We start from the raw sequence: 16,301 nt of genomic DNA, 5'->3' as shown, positions 1-16,301 counted from the left end.
GGGTCACCGCGTGGGGCTGGGCGATATCGAGAGATTGGAACTGGCGCCGGGGACGAAAGCGATCCCCCTGGACGGCGCGATCAAGACCGTGGGCGACCTGGCCCACGCCGGCCTCAACCTGCTGGCCGGCGACGTGCCGGTCCCAGCGGCGGTGCTCAAGCGTTCGGCGCTGGAGAACAACCTCGCGGTCATGCAGGCCTATGTCGACAAGGCCGGCGCCAAGCTCGCCCCCCACGCCAAGACCACCATGTGCCCGCAGCTCCTGCGGCGTCAGCTGGACGGCGGCGCCTGGGGGCTGACGGTCGCGACCATGATCCAGCTGAAGCTGTGTCACGACCTGGGCGCGCCGCGCATCATCCTGGCTAACCAGCTGGTCGGCCGGGCCGAGATCGAGGGCCTGGCGCGCCTGACCGCTGCCGCGCCCGACCGCCCCTGTTATGTGCTGATCGACAGCCCCGACGGCGCGACGGCGATCTCGGAGGTCTTCGCCCGCTTCCCCGACGCCCCGCCGGCCCGCCTGCTGATTGAGCTGGGCATGCCGGACGGTCGCTGCGGCGTGCGCACCCTGGACGAGGGCCTGGCCCTGGCCCGCCTGGTCCGCGACCTGCCCCGCGTCGAGCTACACGGCGTTGAAGGCTATGAGGGCCTGATCTTCACCGACCACGCCAAGCAGGACGCCACCGAGGTCGATGCCTATCTGGGCGGGGTCTTGGGCTTCTACGAAGCGCTCCGCGCCGAGGGACTGTTCGCCAATCCGGACGAGGTCATCCTGACCGCCGGCGGTTCGGCCTATTACGACCTCGTGGCCCGCGCCCTGGCCGGCGACACGCCCGGCGCCGTGCCGGTGCTGCGCAGCGGCTGCTACGTCACCCACGACAGTGGCTTCTATCGTGAACTGCTGGCTCGTATGGACGATCGCAGCGTCATCGGCGAGCCGCCGCGCCTGAAGCCCGCGCTGGAGGTCTGGACCCGAGTCATCTCGCGCCCGCAGCCGAACCTGGCCATGGTCATGATGGGCAAGCGCGACGTGTCGTTCGACATCCACCTGCCCATGGCCCGCAAGTGGTTCCGCGAGGGCCTGCACGCCGCGCCCCAGCCCGCCCCCGACGTCACCGTCGAGAAGCTGGCCGACCAGCACGGCTTCCTGTCCGTCCCGCCCGACGCGGACCTCAAGGTCGGCGACCTGCTGGGCTTCGAGATCTCCCACCCGTGCACGACCTTCGACAAGTGGTCGCTGCTGCTGGAGGTCGACGACGACTACGCCGTCCTGGGCGGCCTCAAGACGTTCTTCTGACGCGTATCATGGTCACAGACAGCATCACCGCCGACATCCTCCTCAAGAACGGCCTGGTCATCGACGGCGGCGGCGGCGAGGCCTTCGCGGCCGACGTGGCGATCAAGGACGACACCATCGTCGCCATCGGCCCGGACCTGGCGATCGAGGCGCGCGAGGTCGTCGACGTCACCGGCCTGGTCGTCGCCCCCGGCTTCATCGACGTGCACACGCACGACGACCTGATCTGCATCACCCAACCGGACATGACGCCCAAGATCAGCCAGGGCGTCACCACGGTGGTGGCCGGCAACTGCGGGATCTCCGCGCCGCTGCTGCGTTTCGAGGACGCCGTCGCCGAACCCTTCAACCTCTTGGGCGCGCGCGAGGATTTCGCGTACGACACCTTCGCCGACTACCGCCGGGCGGTGGAAGCGGCCGTGCCGCGCGTCAATGTCGCCGCCTTGGTCGGCCACTCGGCCCTGCGCGTGGTGGCGATGGACGACCTGGAGCGTCCCGCCGACGCCGATCAGCGCGCGCGCATGGACGCCCTGCTGCAGGACGCCCTGGACGAGGGCGCCCTGGGCCTCAGCTCCGGCGTGTTCTACGCCCCCGCCCAGGCGGCCGATGTCGAGGAACTGCAAGGTCTGGCCCACACGGTGGCCAAGGCCGGCGGCGTCTACACCGCCCACATCCGCGACGAACGCGAAGGCATCATCGAGGCCCTGCGCGAGGCGTTCGAGGTCGCCGAGAAAGGCCCCGCCCCGCTGATCCTGTCGCACCACAAGTGCGCCGGCGTGCGCAACTGGGGCCGCGCGGCCGAGACCCTGGGCCTGATCGACCAGACCCGCCAGAAGCAGCCGGTCTATCTGGACTGCTACCCCTACACGGCCGGCTCGACGATCATCCGTCCGGACCTGGCCGACGGCGAGGTCGAGATCCTGATCAACTGGTCCGAGCCGCATCCCGAAATGGGCGGCCGCACCTTGAAGTCGATCGCCGAGGAATGGGGCCTGAGCCAGCCCGAGGCGGCCGAGCGGCTGCAACCGGGCGGCGCCAGCTACTTCCAGATGGCCGAGAGCGACATGCGCGCCATCCTCAGCCACGCCTGCTGCATGGTCGGTTCGGACGGCCTGCCGCACGACACCCTGCCCCATCCGCGCCTGTGGGGAGCCTTCCCCCGTGTGCTGGGCCACTATGCCCGCGACCTGGGCCTGATGAGCCTGGAAGCCGCCGTCCGCAAGATGACCGGCCTGGCCGCCGAGACCTTCCGCCTGAAGGACCGCGGCCGTATCGCCGTGGGCATGAAGGCCGACGTCACGGTGTTCGACGCGGCGACCATCTTGGACCTGGCCACCTACGAGGCCCCGACCCAGGCGGCGCGCGGCATTGCCCACGTCTTCGTCAACGGCGTACTGGCCTGGTCCGACGGCGGCCCAACGCCGCAGCGCGCTGGCCGCTTCCTGCGCCGCGCGGCTTAAGGGCCAACCACGAACTCATCGGCATCGGCCCAGCCGATGCGGGTCGAGCTGGCGGCCGGCGTGCCGGTCGGCGCCTGGGCGAACAGCCCCACCTGCGCCCCGACCCAGCGGCCGGGCTTGCTGACGAACGGCGCGCCGATGGGCCGGAAGGTCACGCCATCCAGGCTGTAGCTGAAGCTCACCTTGGCCTGGATCGAGCGCAGCGCCGACGGCCAGTACGGCGTCACGTTCGGCGGCGGCTCGACCACGGTCGTCGGTTCAGCGGAGAGACGCAGCCATACGGTGTCCGGCGCCTTCTCCAGCACGGTGGTTGCCCGCTCGGCCTTCTGGGCGTCGGCGCCCAGGCGGTCGACGCGGACCAGCGACAGCCCGTCCTTGCCGTTGCGCAAGCCGATCCAGGCGTAGTCGGCGCCGAACATCAGCAGGCCCGCCTGCTCGCCCACGGCGCGCGGGGCGAGGGACAGCTTGGTGGTGGCGGTGAAGCGCTCGGCCGGCAGCTTCTGGGTCAAGAGGGCCCCGGCTTCCCACAGGTTCTCCGAGCCCGAGATCGACTTCAGGCGCAGCTTGCCCGGCGCGGCCTTCAGGTCGGCCCAGTCACTCTGTGAGTTGGAGTTCCACTGCCAGGCCAGGGATAGCTTGCCATCGAACGTGTCGCTGTCGACCGGCGCCGTGATGGCCGAGACCGTCGCGCTCTTGGGTTTCTTGTGGGTCAGCACCGGCTCGCCGATGCCGTCGCCGTCCGCATCGGCGCCGATCACCGGCCAGCCGTACTTCCACACCATCGGCTCCAGCCACGCGCGGCGGCCGTAGCTGTCATAGTCCTGGAAGTGCAGGAACCAGTCCTCGCCGGTCGGGGTGGTGACCCACGCGCCCTGGTGCGGGCCGTTCACCTCGGTCTTGCCCTGGTCGAGCACGTTGCGGCCCTCCCAGGGACCGGTCAGCTTGCGGGCGCGGAACACGCCCTGCCAGCCGCTCTTCACGCTGCCGCTGGGCGCGAAAACGTAATACCAGCCGTCGCGCTTGTAGAGCTTGGGGCCCTCGGTGGTGGTCCACGGGAACGGCCCGCGCGAGGTCGCCACGACGGGCATGGTGTCAGGCTCGATGATCTTGATCCGCTCGCCCACGGTCTTGTCGCCGGCAGCGTTCAGGCGGCGCAGGCTGATGATGTTGGCGAAGCCCGCGCGGCTGCGGGCCCAGCCGTGGACCAGCCAGCCCTGGCCGTCGTCGTCCCAGAAGGGCGCCGGATCGATCATGCCCTTGGCGTCGTCGACCAGCACCGGCTTGGACCACGGCCCAGCCGGATCCTTGGCCGTGACCAGGAACACCCCGAAGTCCGGATCGGGATAGTAGATCATGAACTTGCCGCCGTGATGGCGGATGGCCGGCGCCCACACCCCGCCGCCGCGACGCGGAGCCATGTGGTGAGCCACCGGCGGGATGTCGGTCAGAGCGTGGCCGATCAGGGTCCAGTTGACCAGGTCGGTCGAGCGCAGCACCGGCAGGCCGGGCGTGTTCGTGAACGACGAGGCGGTCAGGTAATAGAACTGCCCTACCCGCACGACGTCAGGGTCGGAGTAGTCGCCGGCCAGCACCGGGTTGCGATAGGTCCCGTCGCCCTGGTCGGATACCCAGGCCTTCGACGGCGTCTGCGCCAGCGCTGGCGAGGACGCCAGCAGGCCCAGAGCCAACAGGATCGAACGCTTCCTCATGCCAGGGTCTCCGCCACTGTGAAGACCCTGGCTTGGCGGTCGGGCGGCGTCAGGTCAAGGCTTATGACACCGGTCCCAAGACGCTCTAGAGACGCGCTCGCACCGTCGCCCGCACGGTGCGCGGCGCGCCGGGGAAGATCCAGACCGGGCTGTAGCTGCTCTGGGCGTAGTGCTCATCGAATAGGTTGTCGACCTCGAGCCGGACATCGATCTTCTCCGTCAGCCCATAGTCGATAGCTGCCTTGGCCTTCCAGTACGACGGCAGCCGCAGGCCGCTGCCGTCCAGCGCCCCGGCGCGGTCGCCGACGTAGGCCGCGCCGGCCGTCAGCGACCAGGTTGTGCCATGGCCGGTGTCGAACCGTCCGACCGCGAAGGCCCCGCCCTGGTGCTCGGGCACGTCCAGCACATCCGGCGTGGCGAAGGCGGTGTCGTCGGCCCGCGCGCGGGTCCAGGCGTAGTTGACCACCACCTTCCAGGTCGAGGTGACCTCGAACGCGCCGTCCAGCTCGACGCCCTTGCTGGTCAGCTTGCCGACCGGGGCCAGGAAGCTGGCGTCGACCGGGTCGTTGGCCAGGATGTTGCGCTTGTCGATGTCGAAGGCGGTGACGGCGACGTCTACGCCCGGCCAGGCGCCCGACACGCCCAGCTCCCAACCCTTGCCGGCCTCGGGCGCGAAGCCCTGGCCGTTGCGGCCGGTGCCCGAGTTCAGCAGGAACGAGCGGCCATAGCTGGCGTGGGCGGTCCAGGCGTCGCTGAGGCGATAGCGAGCGGCCAGGCGGTAGTCGACCGGCTGGTCCTTGGTCTCGCCGACCGCGCCGGTGCGGTTGTTGCGGATCTTCTGGCGATAGGTGTCGGCGCGCAGTCCGGCCAGCAGGCTGAGGCGGTCGGTGACCTCCCACAGGTCCTGAGCGTAGAGGGTGGCGACCTTGCGGGTCTCGCGGTTGTCGGTGAACGGCAGCAGCGACAGGGCCTGGCCGCCAAAGACGGGGTTGTCGATGTCGATGCCGTAGGGCGCCGTCGCGCTGGGGTTCCGGCGCAGCAACTTTTCCCGGTAGTCCATCGTGTAGCCCTTGAGGCCAAAGCCCAGGCGATGCGCACCGACGCGGCCGTTCAGCTCCAGGCGGCCCGACAGGTCCTCGACCGTGTAGTCGCGCTCGCGCCGCTGCCGCCACAGGGTGCGCCCGACCAGCCGCGACTGGTCGCTGGAGAAGCCGTGCATGGAGCCTTCGCGCCAGGCCGCGCCGGCGGTCCAGGTCCAGTCGGTCGACAGGCGGCCCTCGGCCGTCAGCTGCTGGCGCTCGTTGCGGAAGCGCGTCACACCATCACCCGGCTCGCCGTAGAAGCGCGAGCGCGGCAGGGCCAGGGCATCGCCGTTCACGGCTGGCACGCCCCGGTCGAACGGCGCGTCGAAGGTGGTGAACTCGCCAACATAGGTGATCCGCAGGGCGTCGCTGGGCTTCCAGGTCAGGGACGGCGCGACCGCCCGGCGATGCAGGTCGACATGGTCGCGCCAGCCGTCGCTGCGTTCGTCAGCAAGCACGAGGCGGCCCGCGAAGGTGTCGCTCAGCGGCCCGGTCACATCGACCTCGCCCCGGCGCAGGCCGAACGAGCCGACCGACGCCGCGACGGTAGCCGCCCGCGCGAACTGCGGGGTCTTGGAGACGATATTGACGCGGCCGGCCGGGTCGATGTCGCCGAACAGCGCGCCAGCCGGGCCTTTCAGGATCTCGATCCGCTCGGCCGTGGCCGGGTCGCGCGGCGGGGCCAGGCCTCGGTTGGCGAGAAAGCCGTCGACATAGTACTCGGCCCCGCCGTCCGGCGTGCCAAGGAAGCCCCGGATCGCGAAGTTGTCCAGGAAGCCGCCGCGGTTGTTCTGCTGGCTCACTCCGCTGGTCAGCTCCAGGGCGTCGGCCAGGCGGCCCGCGCCTACGGCGTCCAGCAGGTCGCGCTCGACCGAGCGGCTGGAGGGCGACATGGCTTGGGTCACCTCGCCTGCGCCCAAGGTCAGGTCACGCGGCGCGCCGCGACGGCCCAGGATGACGATCTCGCCCACCGCATGGGCTTCCGGAGGTTCTCCAGCATCAGGGGCGGCCAGGGCCAGTAGGCACGCGCTCGCGCAGCTCCACGACAGGGGCAAGGGAACAACTCCGTTGTAATGTTATTTCATAACAGCTACGCAATTGGTCATGACGCTGTCAACCGCCCCCGTCTCCGCCGCCCGGATCCAGTCGATCGACGCCCTGCGCGGCTTGGTCATGCTGCTGATGATGGTCGACCACGTGCGGGAGTTCTTCTTCATCCATGCCCAGGTCTCCGACCCGATGGACGTCGAGGCCACCCAACCGGCCCTGTTCTTCACCCGCCTGGCCGCCCACCTGTGCGCGCCGGTGTTCCTGGCCCTGACCGGCCTGGGCGCGTGGCTCTACGGCCAGAAGCAAGGCAGTGCGGCGGCCGCCTCAAGCTTCCTGTTCAAGCGCGGCCTGTTCCTGGTGTTCCTCGAGCTGACCCTGGTCAGCTTCGCCTGGACCTTCTCGCTGACGCCCAAGATCATCTACCTGCAGGTCATCTGGGCCATCGGCCTGTCGATGATCGCCCTGGCGGCGCTGGTTCGCCTGCCCCGCCTCTGGCTGATCGCCGTGGGCCTGGTCATCGTGCTGGGCCACAATCTGCTGGATCCGATCACCATCGCGCCGGGCCAGCCTGGCCACGCCCTATGGGCGGTACTGCACGATCGCGGTTTCATCGAGCTACCCTGGGGCGCGAGGGCCCGAACGTCCTATCCGCTGCTGCCCTGGATTGGAGTCGCTGCGTTGGGTTACGCCATCGGCCCGTGGTTCGTCCGCACTTGGCGCGAGCGCCGTAATCGACTGGTGCTGAGCGGCCTCGCCATGTTGCTCCTGCTGGTCGTGCTACGCACCGTGAACCTCTACGGCGAGCCCCTGCCCTGGAGCGTCGGCGCGAACCCTGTCCAGACCATTATGAGCTGGCTGAACTTCACCAAGTACCCGCCCTCGGCCGACTTCCTGCTGCTGACCCTGGGTGTCGGCGCCCTGCTGCTGGCGGGGCTGGAAAAGGCTCCCGCCCGCCTGGTTGGCGCCCTGGCGGTGCTGGGCGGCGCGCCGTTGTTCTTCTACCTGATCCACCTTTACGGCCTGCACCTGCTGCAACTGCTGGCGCGGACGGCGTTCGGCCCGAACCAGGGCGAGACCTGGGCCCTGCCTGGCGTCGGCGCGATCTGGCTGCTGGCGGCGCTGGCGGCGATCCCCTGCTGGCTGGCCTGCCGCTGGTTCGGCCCGGTCAAGCGCGCCAGCCCCTGGCCGTGGATGCGCTATTTGTAGGAAGATCGCCTTCTTGAGAATGCGAATGAGATTGACTCTCATCATCAACACCAAGTAAGCGCCCAACGACTTTTTTCGTGGGGGTGTTTGACGATGAAGCGGATGTGGTTGGCGGCGAGCGCGCTGGGCGTTCTGGCTATGGCGCAAGGGGCCCACGCGGCCGAGACCGCTCCCGCCCCGCCCGTCGACGATCAGGCTACGGCCGTCGAGGCCGTGATCGTCACCGGCGAAAAGACCAACCGGGGGCTGCAGCAGACCGTCACCAGCGTCGCGGTGACCACCGCCGCCAAGATCGAACGCGAGAACATCCGGAACTTCTACGATGTGGTCGCCGGCACGGCGAACATGAGCGAAACCTACGGCAAGACCGGCTTCACGATCCGGGGCGTCAGCAACAGCAACGTCTCGGGCGGCGGCACCGGCGGCCTGGCCACCATCTATGTCGACGGCGCGGCCCTGCCGGTCGAAGCCAGCTACGGCGGCCCGCTGGACCTGTGGGACATCGGCCAGGTGGAAGTCCTGCGCGGCCCGCAGTCGACCCTGCAAGGCCGCAACTCGCTGGCCGGCGCGGTGATCATCACCTCGGCTAACCCGACCCAAACCTTCCAGGGCCGCGCCCGCGTCGGCTACGCCAGCGGCGACGAGCGCAGCGTGGCGCTGGCCGTCAGCGGTCCGATCGTCGAGGACCAGCTGGCCGTCCGCCTGGCCGTCGAGAAGAAGAAGAGCGACGGCTTCATCTACAATCCGGTCCTGAAGCAGGACATGGACGCGGTCGACAACCTGTATGTGCGCGGCAAGCTGCTGTTCACGCCCAGCGCCCTGCCCGGCCTGCGGGCGATGCTGACCTACGCCCACAACGATCGCGACGGCGCGTACCTGTTCACCTACGCGCGCACCGATCGCCCCGACTACTACAAGCACCGCATCGACACCTCGGGCGATCCCAGCCGCACCAAGACCAAGTCCGACATTCTGACGTTCGACGCCGCCTATGCGTTCAGCGACAAGCTGACCCTGAACGCCATCGCCTCGTTCAACGCCGTCGCCAGCGACGCCACCACCGACTTCGACTTCCTGCCGGTCCGCAGCTCGTACGGCACCCGCAGCCAGCGCAACGACACCACCTCGCTGGAACTGCGCCTGAACTATGAGGGCGAGCGGCTGAAGGGCCTGGTCGGCCTTTATCAAGCGCGACGCGACGCCCGCGACTATTCGGTCAGCCTGACCAACGTGCCGTTCCCACGCGCCACCCTGGTCAATGTGCTGACCTCGACCCTGCTGGCCGGCACCCCCTCACCGACGCCCGCCCAGCAGGCCGGCGCCGCGGCCCAGGCCAACGCCTTCGCCAACCTCTACATCGCCGCCCTGCCGGTGGTGCCGGTCGACTACAGCGGCGACCAGCCCTCGGTGATCGACACCAGCGCCATCTTCGCCGACGCCAGCTTCGCCCTGACCGACAAGCTCTCGGTGCTGGGCGGCTTCCGCTACGACCACGAAGAGAACACCAGCAGCACCGTGCAGACGGCGCGCTTCGCGGGGACCTATCCGACGCCTGCGGCCTTCGGTCCTTACGCGCCCTATGTGGTCCAGGTGAACGCCTTCGTGGCCGGCATGGTCGCCCAGGCCAACTCGTCCGCGCCCACCGGCACGCGCAAGTTCAACGCTTTCCTGCCAAAGGTCGGCGTGAAGTACGAGTGGACGCCGGACATCAACACCAGCCTGGTCGCCCAGCGCGGCTACCGCTCGGGCGGCTCGACGGTCAACGCGGCGCGCTCGACCGTGGCGGCCTATGATCCGGAATACACCTGGAACTACGAGGCCTCGCTGCGCACCGCCTGGCTGGACGGGACCCTGACGGTCAACGCCAACGCGTTCTACACCGACTGGAAGGACCAGCAGGTGACCGTCAACATGGGCCTCAACGCCTATGACTACGAGGTCAAGAACGCCGGCAAGTCGCACCTGTACGGCTTCGAGGTCGAGGTGAACCAGCGCGTCACGCCGCAGCTGTCCTGGTACGCCTCGGCGGGCCACACCAAGACCAAGTTCGACGACTTCACGGTCACCGCGGGCACGGCCACCACCAACCTGTCGGGTTCGGAGTTCCCCTACGCCCCGCACTGGACGCTGGCGGCCGGGGCCGACTACCGCTGGAACAACGGCCTGATCGCCCACCTGGACGGCAACTACCGCAGCAATTCGTTCTCGCAGGCCGATGTCAGCCAGGCCCAGGAAGCGCTGGTCAAGACCCGCCTCGTGTTCAACAGCCGCTTCGGCTACGAGCGCGAGCACTGGGGCGCCTATGTCTTCGCCAAGAACCTGCTGAACGCCACCTACAGCCAGTACAATCGCGACGACGCCAACATCGCCCTGCTCAGCGAGCCGCGCATCCTGGGCGTGACCCTGGAGACCCGCTGGTGAGCGCGCTCTGGAGTCTGGCCCTCGCGCCCCTGCCGTTGGCGGGGGCGTTTCTGCTGAAGAAGGCCTGGGACGAACCCGGCCCGAACCGGCCTCGGTTCATCCTCGGCGGCTGGGGCCTGCTGGCCGTGGCGATCGCCGCCTCGGTCCCGCTGATGGGTCCGGCGCGCGGGCCGTTCGTCATGCTGTCGATCGGCTCGACCGTGGCCCTTATCCTGGTCGCCGCCGGTGTCGAGCGGCGCAACGCCAAGAAGAAGGCCCAGCGTGAGCTGGCGCCCGAGCCGTCCGACCGGCGCCGTGTCGTCTGGCGCGGCTGGCTGCGCGGTTTTCTCGCGGGTCCGCTAGCCGGTATCGCCGCCCTGGGCTGCGGCCTGGCCGTCGCCATCTGCGCGCCCGGCCAGATCCAGAGCCGCATGGTCATCGGTGGGCTGATGGTGCCGTTCCTGTGGGCCGGCGGCATGGCCTGGACCCTGTCGGACGACAAGATCCTGCGCGCCTTCGCGGTGTTGGCCGGCGTCGCCGTCGCCACCCTGGGCGCGGCCTTCCTGAAGGGAGCGCTCTGACATGGACGGCTCGACCACCGCTCCGGCGAAAGTGAAAACCGCCGGCAAGCCGATCTGGCCCAAGGTCCCCGCCGAGTTCGTCCGCGCCATGCTGGCCGGCCACTCGGCCCTGGGCCTGGCCTTCGCGGCGCTGATCTACCTGGTCTGCTTCTCGGGCTCGATCGCCGTCTTCACCCAGGAGTTCGGCCGCTGGGAGCAGCCCGCCGGCCCGGTCCTGCACGAGATCACGCCCCAGGCCGCCGACGCCGCCTATCGTGAAGTGCTGGCCAAGAACCCCAAGGCCCACGACCTGTTCGTGCGCCTGCCCGAGCCGGCCTATCCGCGCCTGTCGGTCCACGGCGACGACGCCAAGGGCGGCGAGCACACTTACTTCGCCGACGCCAACGGCAAGGTGGTGGCCGAGCAGCAGACGCCGTGGATGACGTTCCAGGCCGAGCTGCACACCGTGCTGCACCTGCCCCGCGCCTGGGGCGGCTTCATTGTCGGCCTGACCGGCGTGGCGCTGCTGTCGTCGCTGGTCTCGGGCGTACTGTCGCATCCGCGCGTGTTCAAGGACGCCTTCGCGTTCCGCTGGGGCGGCTCCAAGCGCCTGCAGGAAGCCGACCTGCACAACCGCATCTCGGTGTGGGGCCTGCCCTTCCACCTGGTGGTCTCGCTGACCGGCGCCTTCCTGGGCCTGACGCTGATCATCGTCGGCGTGCTGGCCCTGGCCACCTTCAAGGGCGACACCAGCAAGGCCTACGCGCTTTTCACGGGTCCCCAGGTCAAGGACGACCCGCGCCCGGCCGCCCAGCCGTTCAGCGTCGAGAAGGCCCTGACAAGTCTGAAGGCGCGCTATCCCGACGGCCGCGTGAACTACCTCTTCATCGAGCACCCGACCGAGAGGGGCCAGCACGCCGGCGCCAATGTGGTCACCGACGGCCGCCTGTCGCGCGGCGAGACCGTGGTCGTCGACGGCACAGGCAAGATCCTGGGCGAGGTCGGCTACGAAAGCGGCTCGGTCGGCATGCGCGTGCTGTCGACCATGACTCCGCTGCACTTCGGCTGGTTCGGCGGCTGGCCGGTCAAGGTCGCCTATCTGCTGCTGGGCCTGGGCCTAACGGCGGTGACCTCCAGCGGCGTCGCCATCTGGCTGGCCCGCCGCCGCGACAAGGGCCGCCCGGCCCCGCGCTGGGAGCGGGTCTGGATCGCCTTCGTCTGGAGCCAGCCGGTGGCCTACGCCTTCTCGGCCCTGGTCGCGGTGCTGTCGCCGGCGACGCCGCCCGTGGCGGTCTGGGGCCTGGCCACCTTGGCGGCCTGCGCCTCGGCCATCGTCGGGACGCCGGCTGGCATCTCGATCGCCCTGCGCCGCATCGCCGCCGGCCTGCTGGCCCTGGTGGCCCTGGCCCATGCCGGCTTCCACTTCGGGACGATGGCCGACCCGGTGGGCTGGATCATCGACGCGAGCCTGCTGGTTACGGCGGCGCTGCTGGCCGCGACGACGCTGAAACCCAAATCGGCCGTTTAGTGGATGGCCCTCCGTGCGCGGAGGGCCTATCTCACCGGCAGGGAAGGAACGCCGCAGCTCGTCGAGTTCGCATGCCCCTGTTCGTGTGTCTGTCGTTCGTATGGTGAAGTTTCGCCGGCGCGGCCTGGCGTCGATCAACTCCGAGATCCGCGACGGCATCGTGCCCGCCGCCGACGGCGTGACCGTCTCGTCCGAGGCCCCGACCTCCGAAACCCCCAAAGCCCGCGACTACCGCATCGTGGCGATGATCATCGCCTGCGCCCTGTTCATGGAGCAGATGGACGCCACGATCCTGGCGACCGCGCTGCCGACCATGGCCCGCGACTTCGGCGTCCCGGCCACCAATCTCAGCTCGGCCCTGACCGCCTATCTGCTGGCCCTGGCCGTATTCATCCCCGCCAGCGGCCGCCTGGCCGACCGGTTCGGGGCCAAGACCGTCTTTCGCCTGGCCATCGTCATCTTCGTCGCCGGCTCGACGCTGTGCGGCCAGGCGACCAACCTGCCGTTCCTGATCCTCGCCCGCTTCCTGCAAGGCATGGGTGGGGCGATGATGATCCCGATTGGACGCCTCGTATTGCTGCGCTCGGTGGCCAAGCAGGACATGGTCTCGGCCACCTCGTGGCTGATCATGCCGGCCCTGATCGGCCCGATCATCGGCCCGCCGATCGGCGGCTTCATCGTCACCTATCTGGACTGGCGCTGGATCTTTTACCTGAACATCCCGATCGGCCTGCTGGGGCTGGTCCTGGTCACCCTGTTCATCGACGAGGTGCGCGGCGAGACGCCCAAGCGCACCGACATCCCCGGCTTCCTGCTGTCGGGCATGTCGCTGGGCTGCCTGCTGTTCGGCTTCGAGATGACCAGCCGCAGCGGCGAGCTGACCAACGCCCTGATGCTGATCGCCATCGGCGCAGCCGCCGGCGCGCTCTACATCCGCCACGCCCGCAAGCACGCCGCGCCGATCCTGGACCTGACTTTGATGCAGGTCCCCTCGTTCCGGCTGTCGGTGATCGGCGGCTCGCTGACCCGCATCACCCAGGGCGCCCAGCCGTTCCTGATCCCGCTGATGCTGCAGCTGGGGTTCGGCATGAGCGCGGCGGTCAGCGGGACGATCACCATCGCCGGGGCCATCGGCTCGCTGGCCATGAAGAGTCTGGCCCCCCGCCTGCTGCGCCGTTTTGGTTTCCGCGACAGCATGATCGTGGCCGGCCTGGCCGCCAGCGCCGGCTACGCCATCTGCGGCTTCTTCCGCCCCGGCTGGCCGCTGCCGCTGATCTTCCTGACCCTGATGGCCAGCGGCTTCTGCATGTCGTTCCAGTTCACCGCCTACAACACCATCGCCTATGACGAGATCCCGCCCGAGCGGATGAGCGCGGCGACCAGTTTCTACGCCACGTTCCAGCAGCTGATGCTGTCGATGGGCGTCTGCGCCGGCGCGGCGGCGCTGCATGTCGGCATGCTGGCCGGCGGCCACGCCAATCCGCAGCTCTCGGACTTCACCGTCGCCTTCCTGGTCGTCACGGCGATCTCGGCCTCGGCCACGATCTGGAACCGCCGCTTCGACAAGGACGCCGGGGCCGAGTTGAGCGGCCACAAATAGGCTTTCGTCGCATTACAAAAAGTACACTTGTAGTTTCTTCCGACGAACAGTGATCTTCTCCCGTCGTCGCGTTCGGCGACCGCGTGGGGGATTCATCAGTGCATATCGGCCTCGTCTGGGCCGCGGTCGTCGCCGCGCAAGCTGCCACCGCCCCCGCTCCGCCGCCTCAGAAGCCGGCTGAAGCCGCCAACGGGGTCAGCGCCGTGACGGTCACCGCCGACGCTCCGGCGGTGCGCACCTCGATCGACCGCCGCAGCTACAGCGTCGCCGGCGACCTGACGGCCCAGAGCGGCTCGATCTCTGACGCGCTGCGCAACCTGCCCTCGGTCGAGGTCGACGTGCAGGGCAATGTCAGCCTGCGCGGCGATCCCAACGTCACCATCCTGATCGACGGCAAGCCCTCGGGCCTGTTCCAGGGCGAAGGCCGCGGCCAGGCGCTGCAACAGATGCCGGCCGAGCGCATCGACCGCGTCGAGGTGATCACCAACCCCTCGGCCGAGTTCCGCGCCGACGGCACCGGCGGGGTCATCAACCTGATCACCAAGAAGGCCAAGGGCGCGGGTCGCACCAGTGGCCTGCGCCTGACCGTTGGCGACGCGGGCCGCAACGGGGCCAGCGGCAATATCGGCTACAACAGCGGCAAGCTGTCGGCCTCGGGCGACATCAACTGGCGCCGCGACCCGGCCAGCCAAGCCGACTACGAACGCCGCCAGCAGGCCAATCTGGACAACGAGACCCAGGGCAAGACGACCTACGACTTCAAGAGCCTGACCAGCCAGGGCACGGTCGACTACGACGTCTCCGACAAGCTGCGGATCGGCGGCGAGGCGCGTCTCAGCCGCTTCCAGCTGGGCCTGGACAGCGCCGCCGACACCACCCGTCGCGACGGCCTTGGCGTCCTGACCCAGGCTTTCCACCGCGACCTGACCATCCGCCAGACGCGCGACAACGCCGCGCTCAGCACGAACCTGAAAAAGAAGTTCGACGGCGACGGCCATGAGCTGTCCCTGAAGCTCAGCTACGACGTGGTCGACGACAACCGCACCCGGACCGGCCACACCTCGACCGTCCTGCCGACCGCCTCCAGCAGCTGGGATCAGCAGCGGCTGGGCTACGACACTCGCCAGACCGACCTGAAGGGCGACTATGTCCGGCCCATGGGTCCGGGCCAGACCCTGAAAGTCGGCTTCGACCTGCAGTTCGACGACAACGGCTACGACAATGTCGGCCTGCGCGGGAGCAGCCTGTCGACCCTGGTCGTCGATCCGGGCCTGACCAGCCGGTTCTTCTACGAGCAGCAGCTGAGCCAAGCCTATGTCACCTACGAGCGGCCGCTGGCCAAGCTGACCGTGCTGGCCGGCCTGCGCTACGAGCAGTCGAAGCTGGACCTGACCTCCAGCGGCGTGAAGACCGACAACGACACCACCCGGCTGATGCCCAGCCTGCACCTGTCGTACCCGCTGACCGACCGCCAGAAGCTGACCGCCAGCTACAGCCAGCGCCTGCAACGCCCCGGCCCGTTCGACCTGAACCCGGTGCCGTTCCTGCTGGACCCGCTGAACTACCGGATCGGCAATCCGAACCTGAAACCCCAGCAGACCCACTCGTTCGAGCTGGGCTGGCAGTATCGCAAGGCGCCGCTGACGGCGCTGGCCACCCTGTACTACCGCGAGAACGACAAGGTGGTGTCCGACGTCGTCACCGACATGGGCGGCGGGGTGTTCGTCACCACCAAGGCCAATGTCTCTCAGACCCGCAACGGCGGCCTGGAACTGGTTCTGAACGGCAAGCTGACGTCCAAGCTGACCTACAACATCAGCAGCAACACCTTCTGGGCCGAGCTGGACGGCAGCAACCTGGGCATCCCCGGCACGCGTTCGATGGTCACCGTACAGGGACGCGGCAGCCTGAACTGGCAGGTCACGCCCAAGGACCTGCTGCAGATGAACGGCTTCATCAGCGGCAAGCGCCTGACGGCCCAGGGCTATGGCCTGCCCGCCATCGGCATCGACCTGGGCTATCGTCGCAAGATCGACGACCGGCTGTCGCTGGTGGTCACGGTGCAGGACGCCTTCGGCCTGTTCCGCGACAAGCAGGTGATCGACACCCCGACGCTGAAGAGCCTGGTGGTCCGCGACGTCGACGCCCGCTGGGTGCGGGTGGGCCTGGCCTGGACGTTCGGGACGGGCAAGTCCCGCAAGGATCCGGGCTTCGACTTCCAGGGTCCGGGCGGTCCCGGCTAGGCTGAAACCGCCTCCAGAAAATCTCCTTCGATCAATTCCTATTTGATTGATAGGAATTTTATCAGCAGCGTCTTCCTCCCCTTTGACGCCGCAAAACTCAGCGCCGCCTCGGGCTCTCCTCTTGAGGCTGGCGCGGGCGTCCCCGGCGAGGCCTGCCCGCCGAACCGGG

Annotated in this window: 10 protein-coding genes; 8 read left to right on the top strand and 2 right to left on the bottom strand. The window is 68.9% G+C overall.

All coding sequences use genetic code 11. From position 1 onward, the window contains the following. Positions 1–10: 10 nt before the first annotated feature. Positions 11–1,294, top strand: a complete 1,284-nt coding sequence (locus AC07NF_RS15540) for an alanine racemase (RefSeq protein ID WP_494629132.1) — start codon at positions 11–13, stop codon at positions 1,292–1,294. An 8-nt stretch (positions 1,295–1,302) separates the two neighbouring features. After that, positions 1,303–2,754 carry an N-acyl-D-amino-acid deacylase family protein gene (locus AC07NF_RS15535; protein WP_494629135.1) on the top strand — a complete coding sequence of 484 codons (1,452 nt, stop codon included), beginning with the start codon at positions 1,303–1,305 and terminating at the stop codon, positions 2,752–2,754. Here AC07NF_RS15535 and AC07NF_RS15530 read toward each other — a convergent pair. Both AC07NF_RS15530 and AC07NF_RS15525 read right to left on the bottom strand, forming a co-directional pair. Then, positions 2,751–4,463 carry a glycoside hydrolase family 43 protein gene (locus AC07NF_RS15530; protein ID WP_494629139.1) on the bottom strand — a complete coding sequence of 571 codons (1,713 nt, stop codon included), beginning with the start codon at positions 4,461–4,463 and terminating at the stop codon, positions 2,751–2,753. The two genes, AC07NF_RS15535 and AC07NF_RS15530, sit on opposite strands and share 4 nt — an antisense overlap. A gap of 85 nt (positions 4,464–4,548) precedes the next feature. Further along, positions 4,549–6,600 (bottom strand): TonB-dependent siderophore receptor, encoded by a 2,052-nt coding sequence (locus AC07NF_RS15525; RefSeq protein WP_494629143.1) that lies wholly within the window; start codon positions 6,598–6,600, stop codon positions 4,549–4,551. 49 nt (positions 6,601–6,649) lie between these two features. Between AC07NF_RS15525 and AC07NF_RS15520 the strand changes: the two genes are divergently transcribed. The 6 genes from AC07NF_RS15520 to AC07NF_RS15495 all read left to right on the top strand — a co-directional run bounded on the left by AC07NF_RS15520 (position 6,650) and on the right by AC07NF_RS15495 (position 16,132). Further along, positions 6,650–7,801 carry an acetyltransferase domain-containing protein gene (locus tag AC07NF_RS15520; RefSeq protein WP_494629145.1) on the top strand — a complete coding sequence of 384 codons (1,152 nt, stop codon included), beginning with the start codon at positions 6,650–6,652 and terminating at the stop codon, positions 7,799–7,801. Positions 7,802–7,894: 93 nt separating this feature from the next. Further along, complete coding sequence (locus AC07NF_RS15515; RefSeq protein WP_494629149.1) at positions 7,895–10,222, top strand: TonB-dependent receptor; 2,328 nt, start codon at positions 7,895–7,897, stop codon at positions 10,220–10,222. Beyond that, on the top strand, positions 10,219–10,782 hold the full coding sequence (locus AC07NF_RS15510; protein WP_494629152.1) for a hypothetical protein: 564 nt from the start codon (positions 10,219–10,221) through the stop codon (positions 10,780–10,782). Before AC07NF_RS15515 ends, AC07NF_RS15510 begins: the two co-directional genes overlap by 4 nt. A 1-nt stretch (position 10,783) precedes the next feature. Then, a complete protein-coding gene (locus AC07NF_RS15505; RefSeq protein WP_494629153.1) occupies positions 10,784–12,289 on the top strand; it encodes a PepSY-associated TM helix domain-containing protein in 1,506 nt (501 codons plus the stop codon). Between the two features lie 100 nt (positions 12,290–12,389). Next, positions 12,390–13,889, top strand: a complete 1,500-nt coding sequence (locus AC07NF_RS15500) for an MFS transporter (protein ID WP_494629155.1) — start codon at positions 12,390–12,392, stop codon at positions 13,887–13,889. Positions 13,890–13,987: 98 nt separating this feature from the next. Further along, the gene (locus tag AC07NF_RS15495; RefSeq protein ID WP_494629157.1) at positions 13,988–16,132 is read left to right on the top strand and encodes a TonB-dependent receptor domain-containing protein; all 2,145 of its coding nucleotides are present in this window, start codon (positions 13,988–13,990) and stop codon (positions 16,130–16,132) included. Positions 16,133–16,301: the final 169 nt, after the last annotated feature.

It is taken from the genome of Caulobacter sp. GW821-FHT10A06 (assembly GCF_059415805.1).
Note: the sequence above shows the minus strand (reverse complement) of the source record. Positions and strands in the feature narration are given on the sequence as shown.

What these genes read in the sequence shown, in the direction of transcription:
- AC07NF_RS15535 (WP_494629135.1), top strand. Translation starts at nt 1,303, where the DNA reads ATGGTCACAGACAGCATCACCGCCGACATCCTCCTCAAGAACGGCCTG.
- AC07NF_RS15530 (WP_494629139.1), bottom strand. Translation starts at nt 4,463, where the DNA reads ATGAGGAAGCGTTCGATCCTGTTGGCTCTGGGCCTGCTGGCGTCCTCG.
- AC07NF_RS15520 (WP_494629145.1), top strand. Translation starts at nt 6,650, where the DNA reads ATGACGCTGTCAACCGCCCCCGTCTCCGCCGCCCGGATCCAGTCGATC.
- AC07NF_RS15515 (WP_494629149.1), top strand. Translation starts at nt 7,895, where the DNA reads ATGAAGCGGATGTGGTTGGCGGCGAGCGCGCTGGGCGTTCTGGCTATG.
- AC07NF_RS15505 (WP_494629153.1), top strand. Translation starts at nt 10,784, where the DNA reads ATGGACGGCTCGACCACCGCTCCGGCGAAAGTGAAAACCGCCGGCAAG.
- AC07NF_RS15500 (WP_494629155.1), top strand. Translation starts at nt 12,390, where the DNA reads ATGGTGAAGTTTCGCCGGCGCGGCCTGGCGTCGATCAACTCCGAGATC.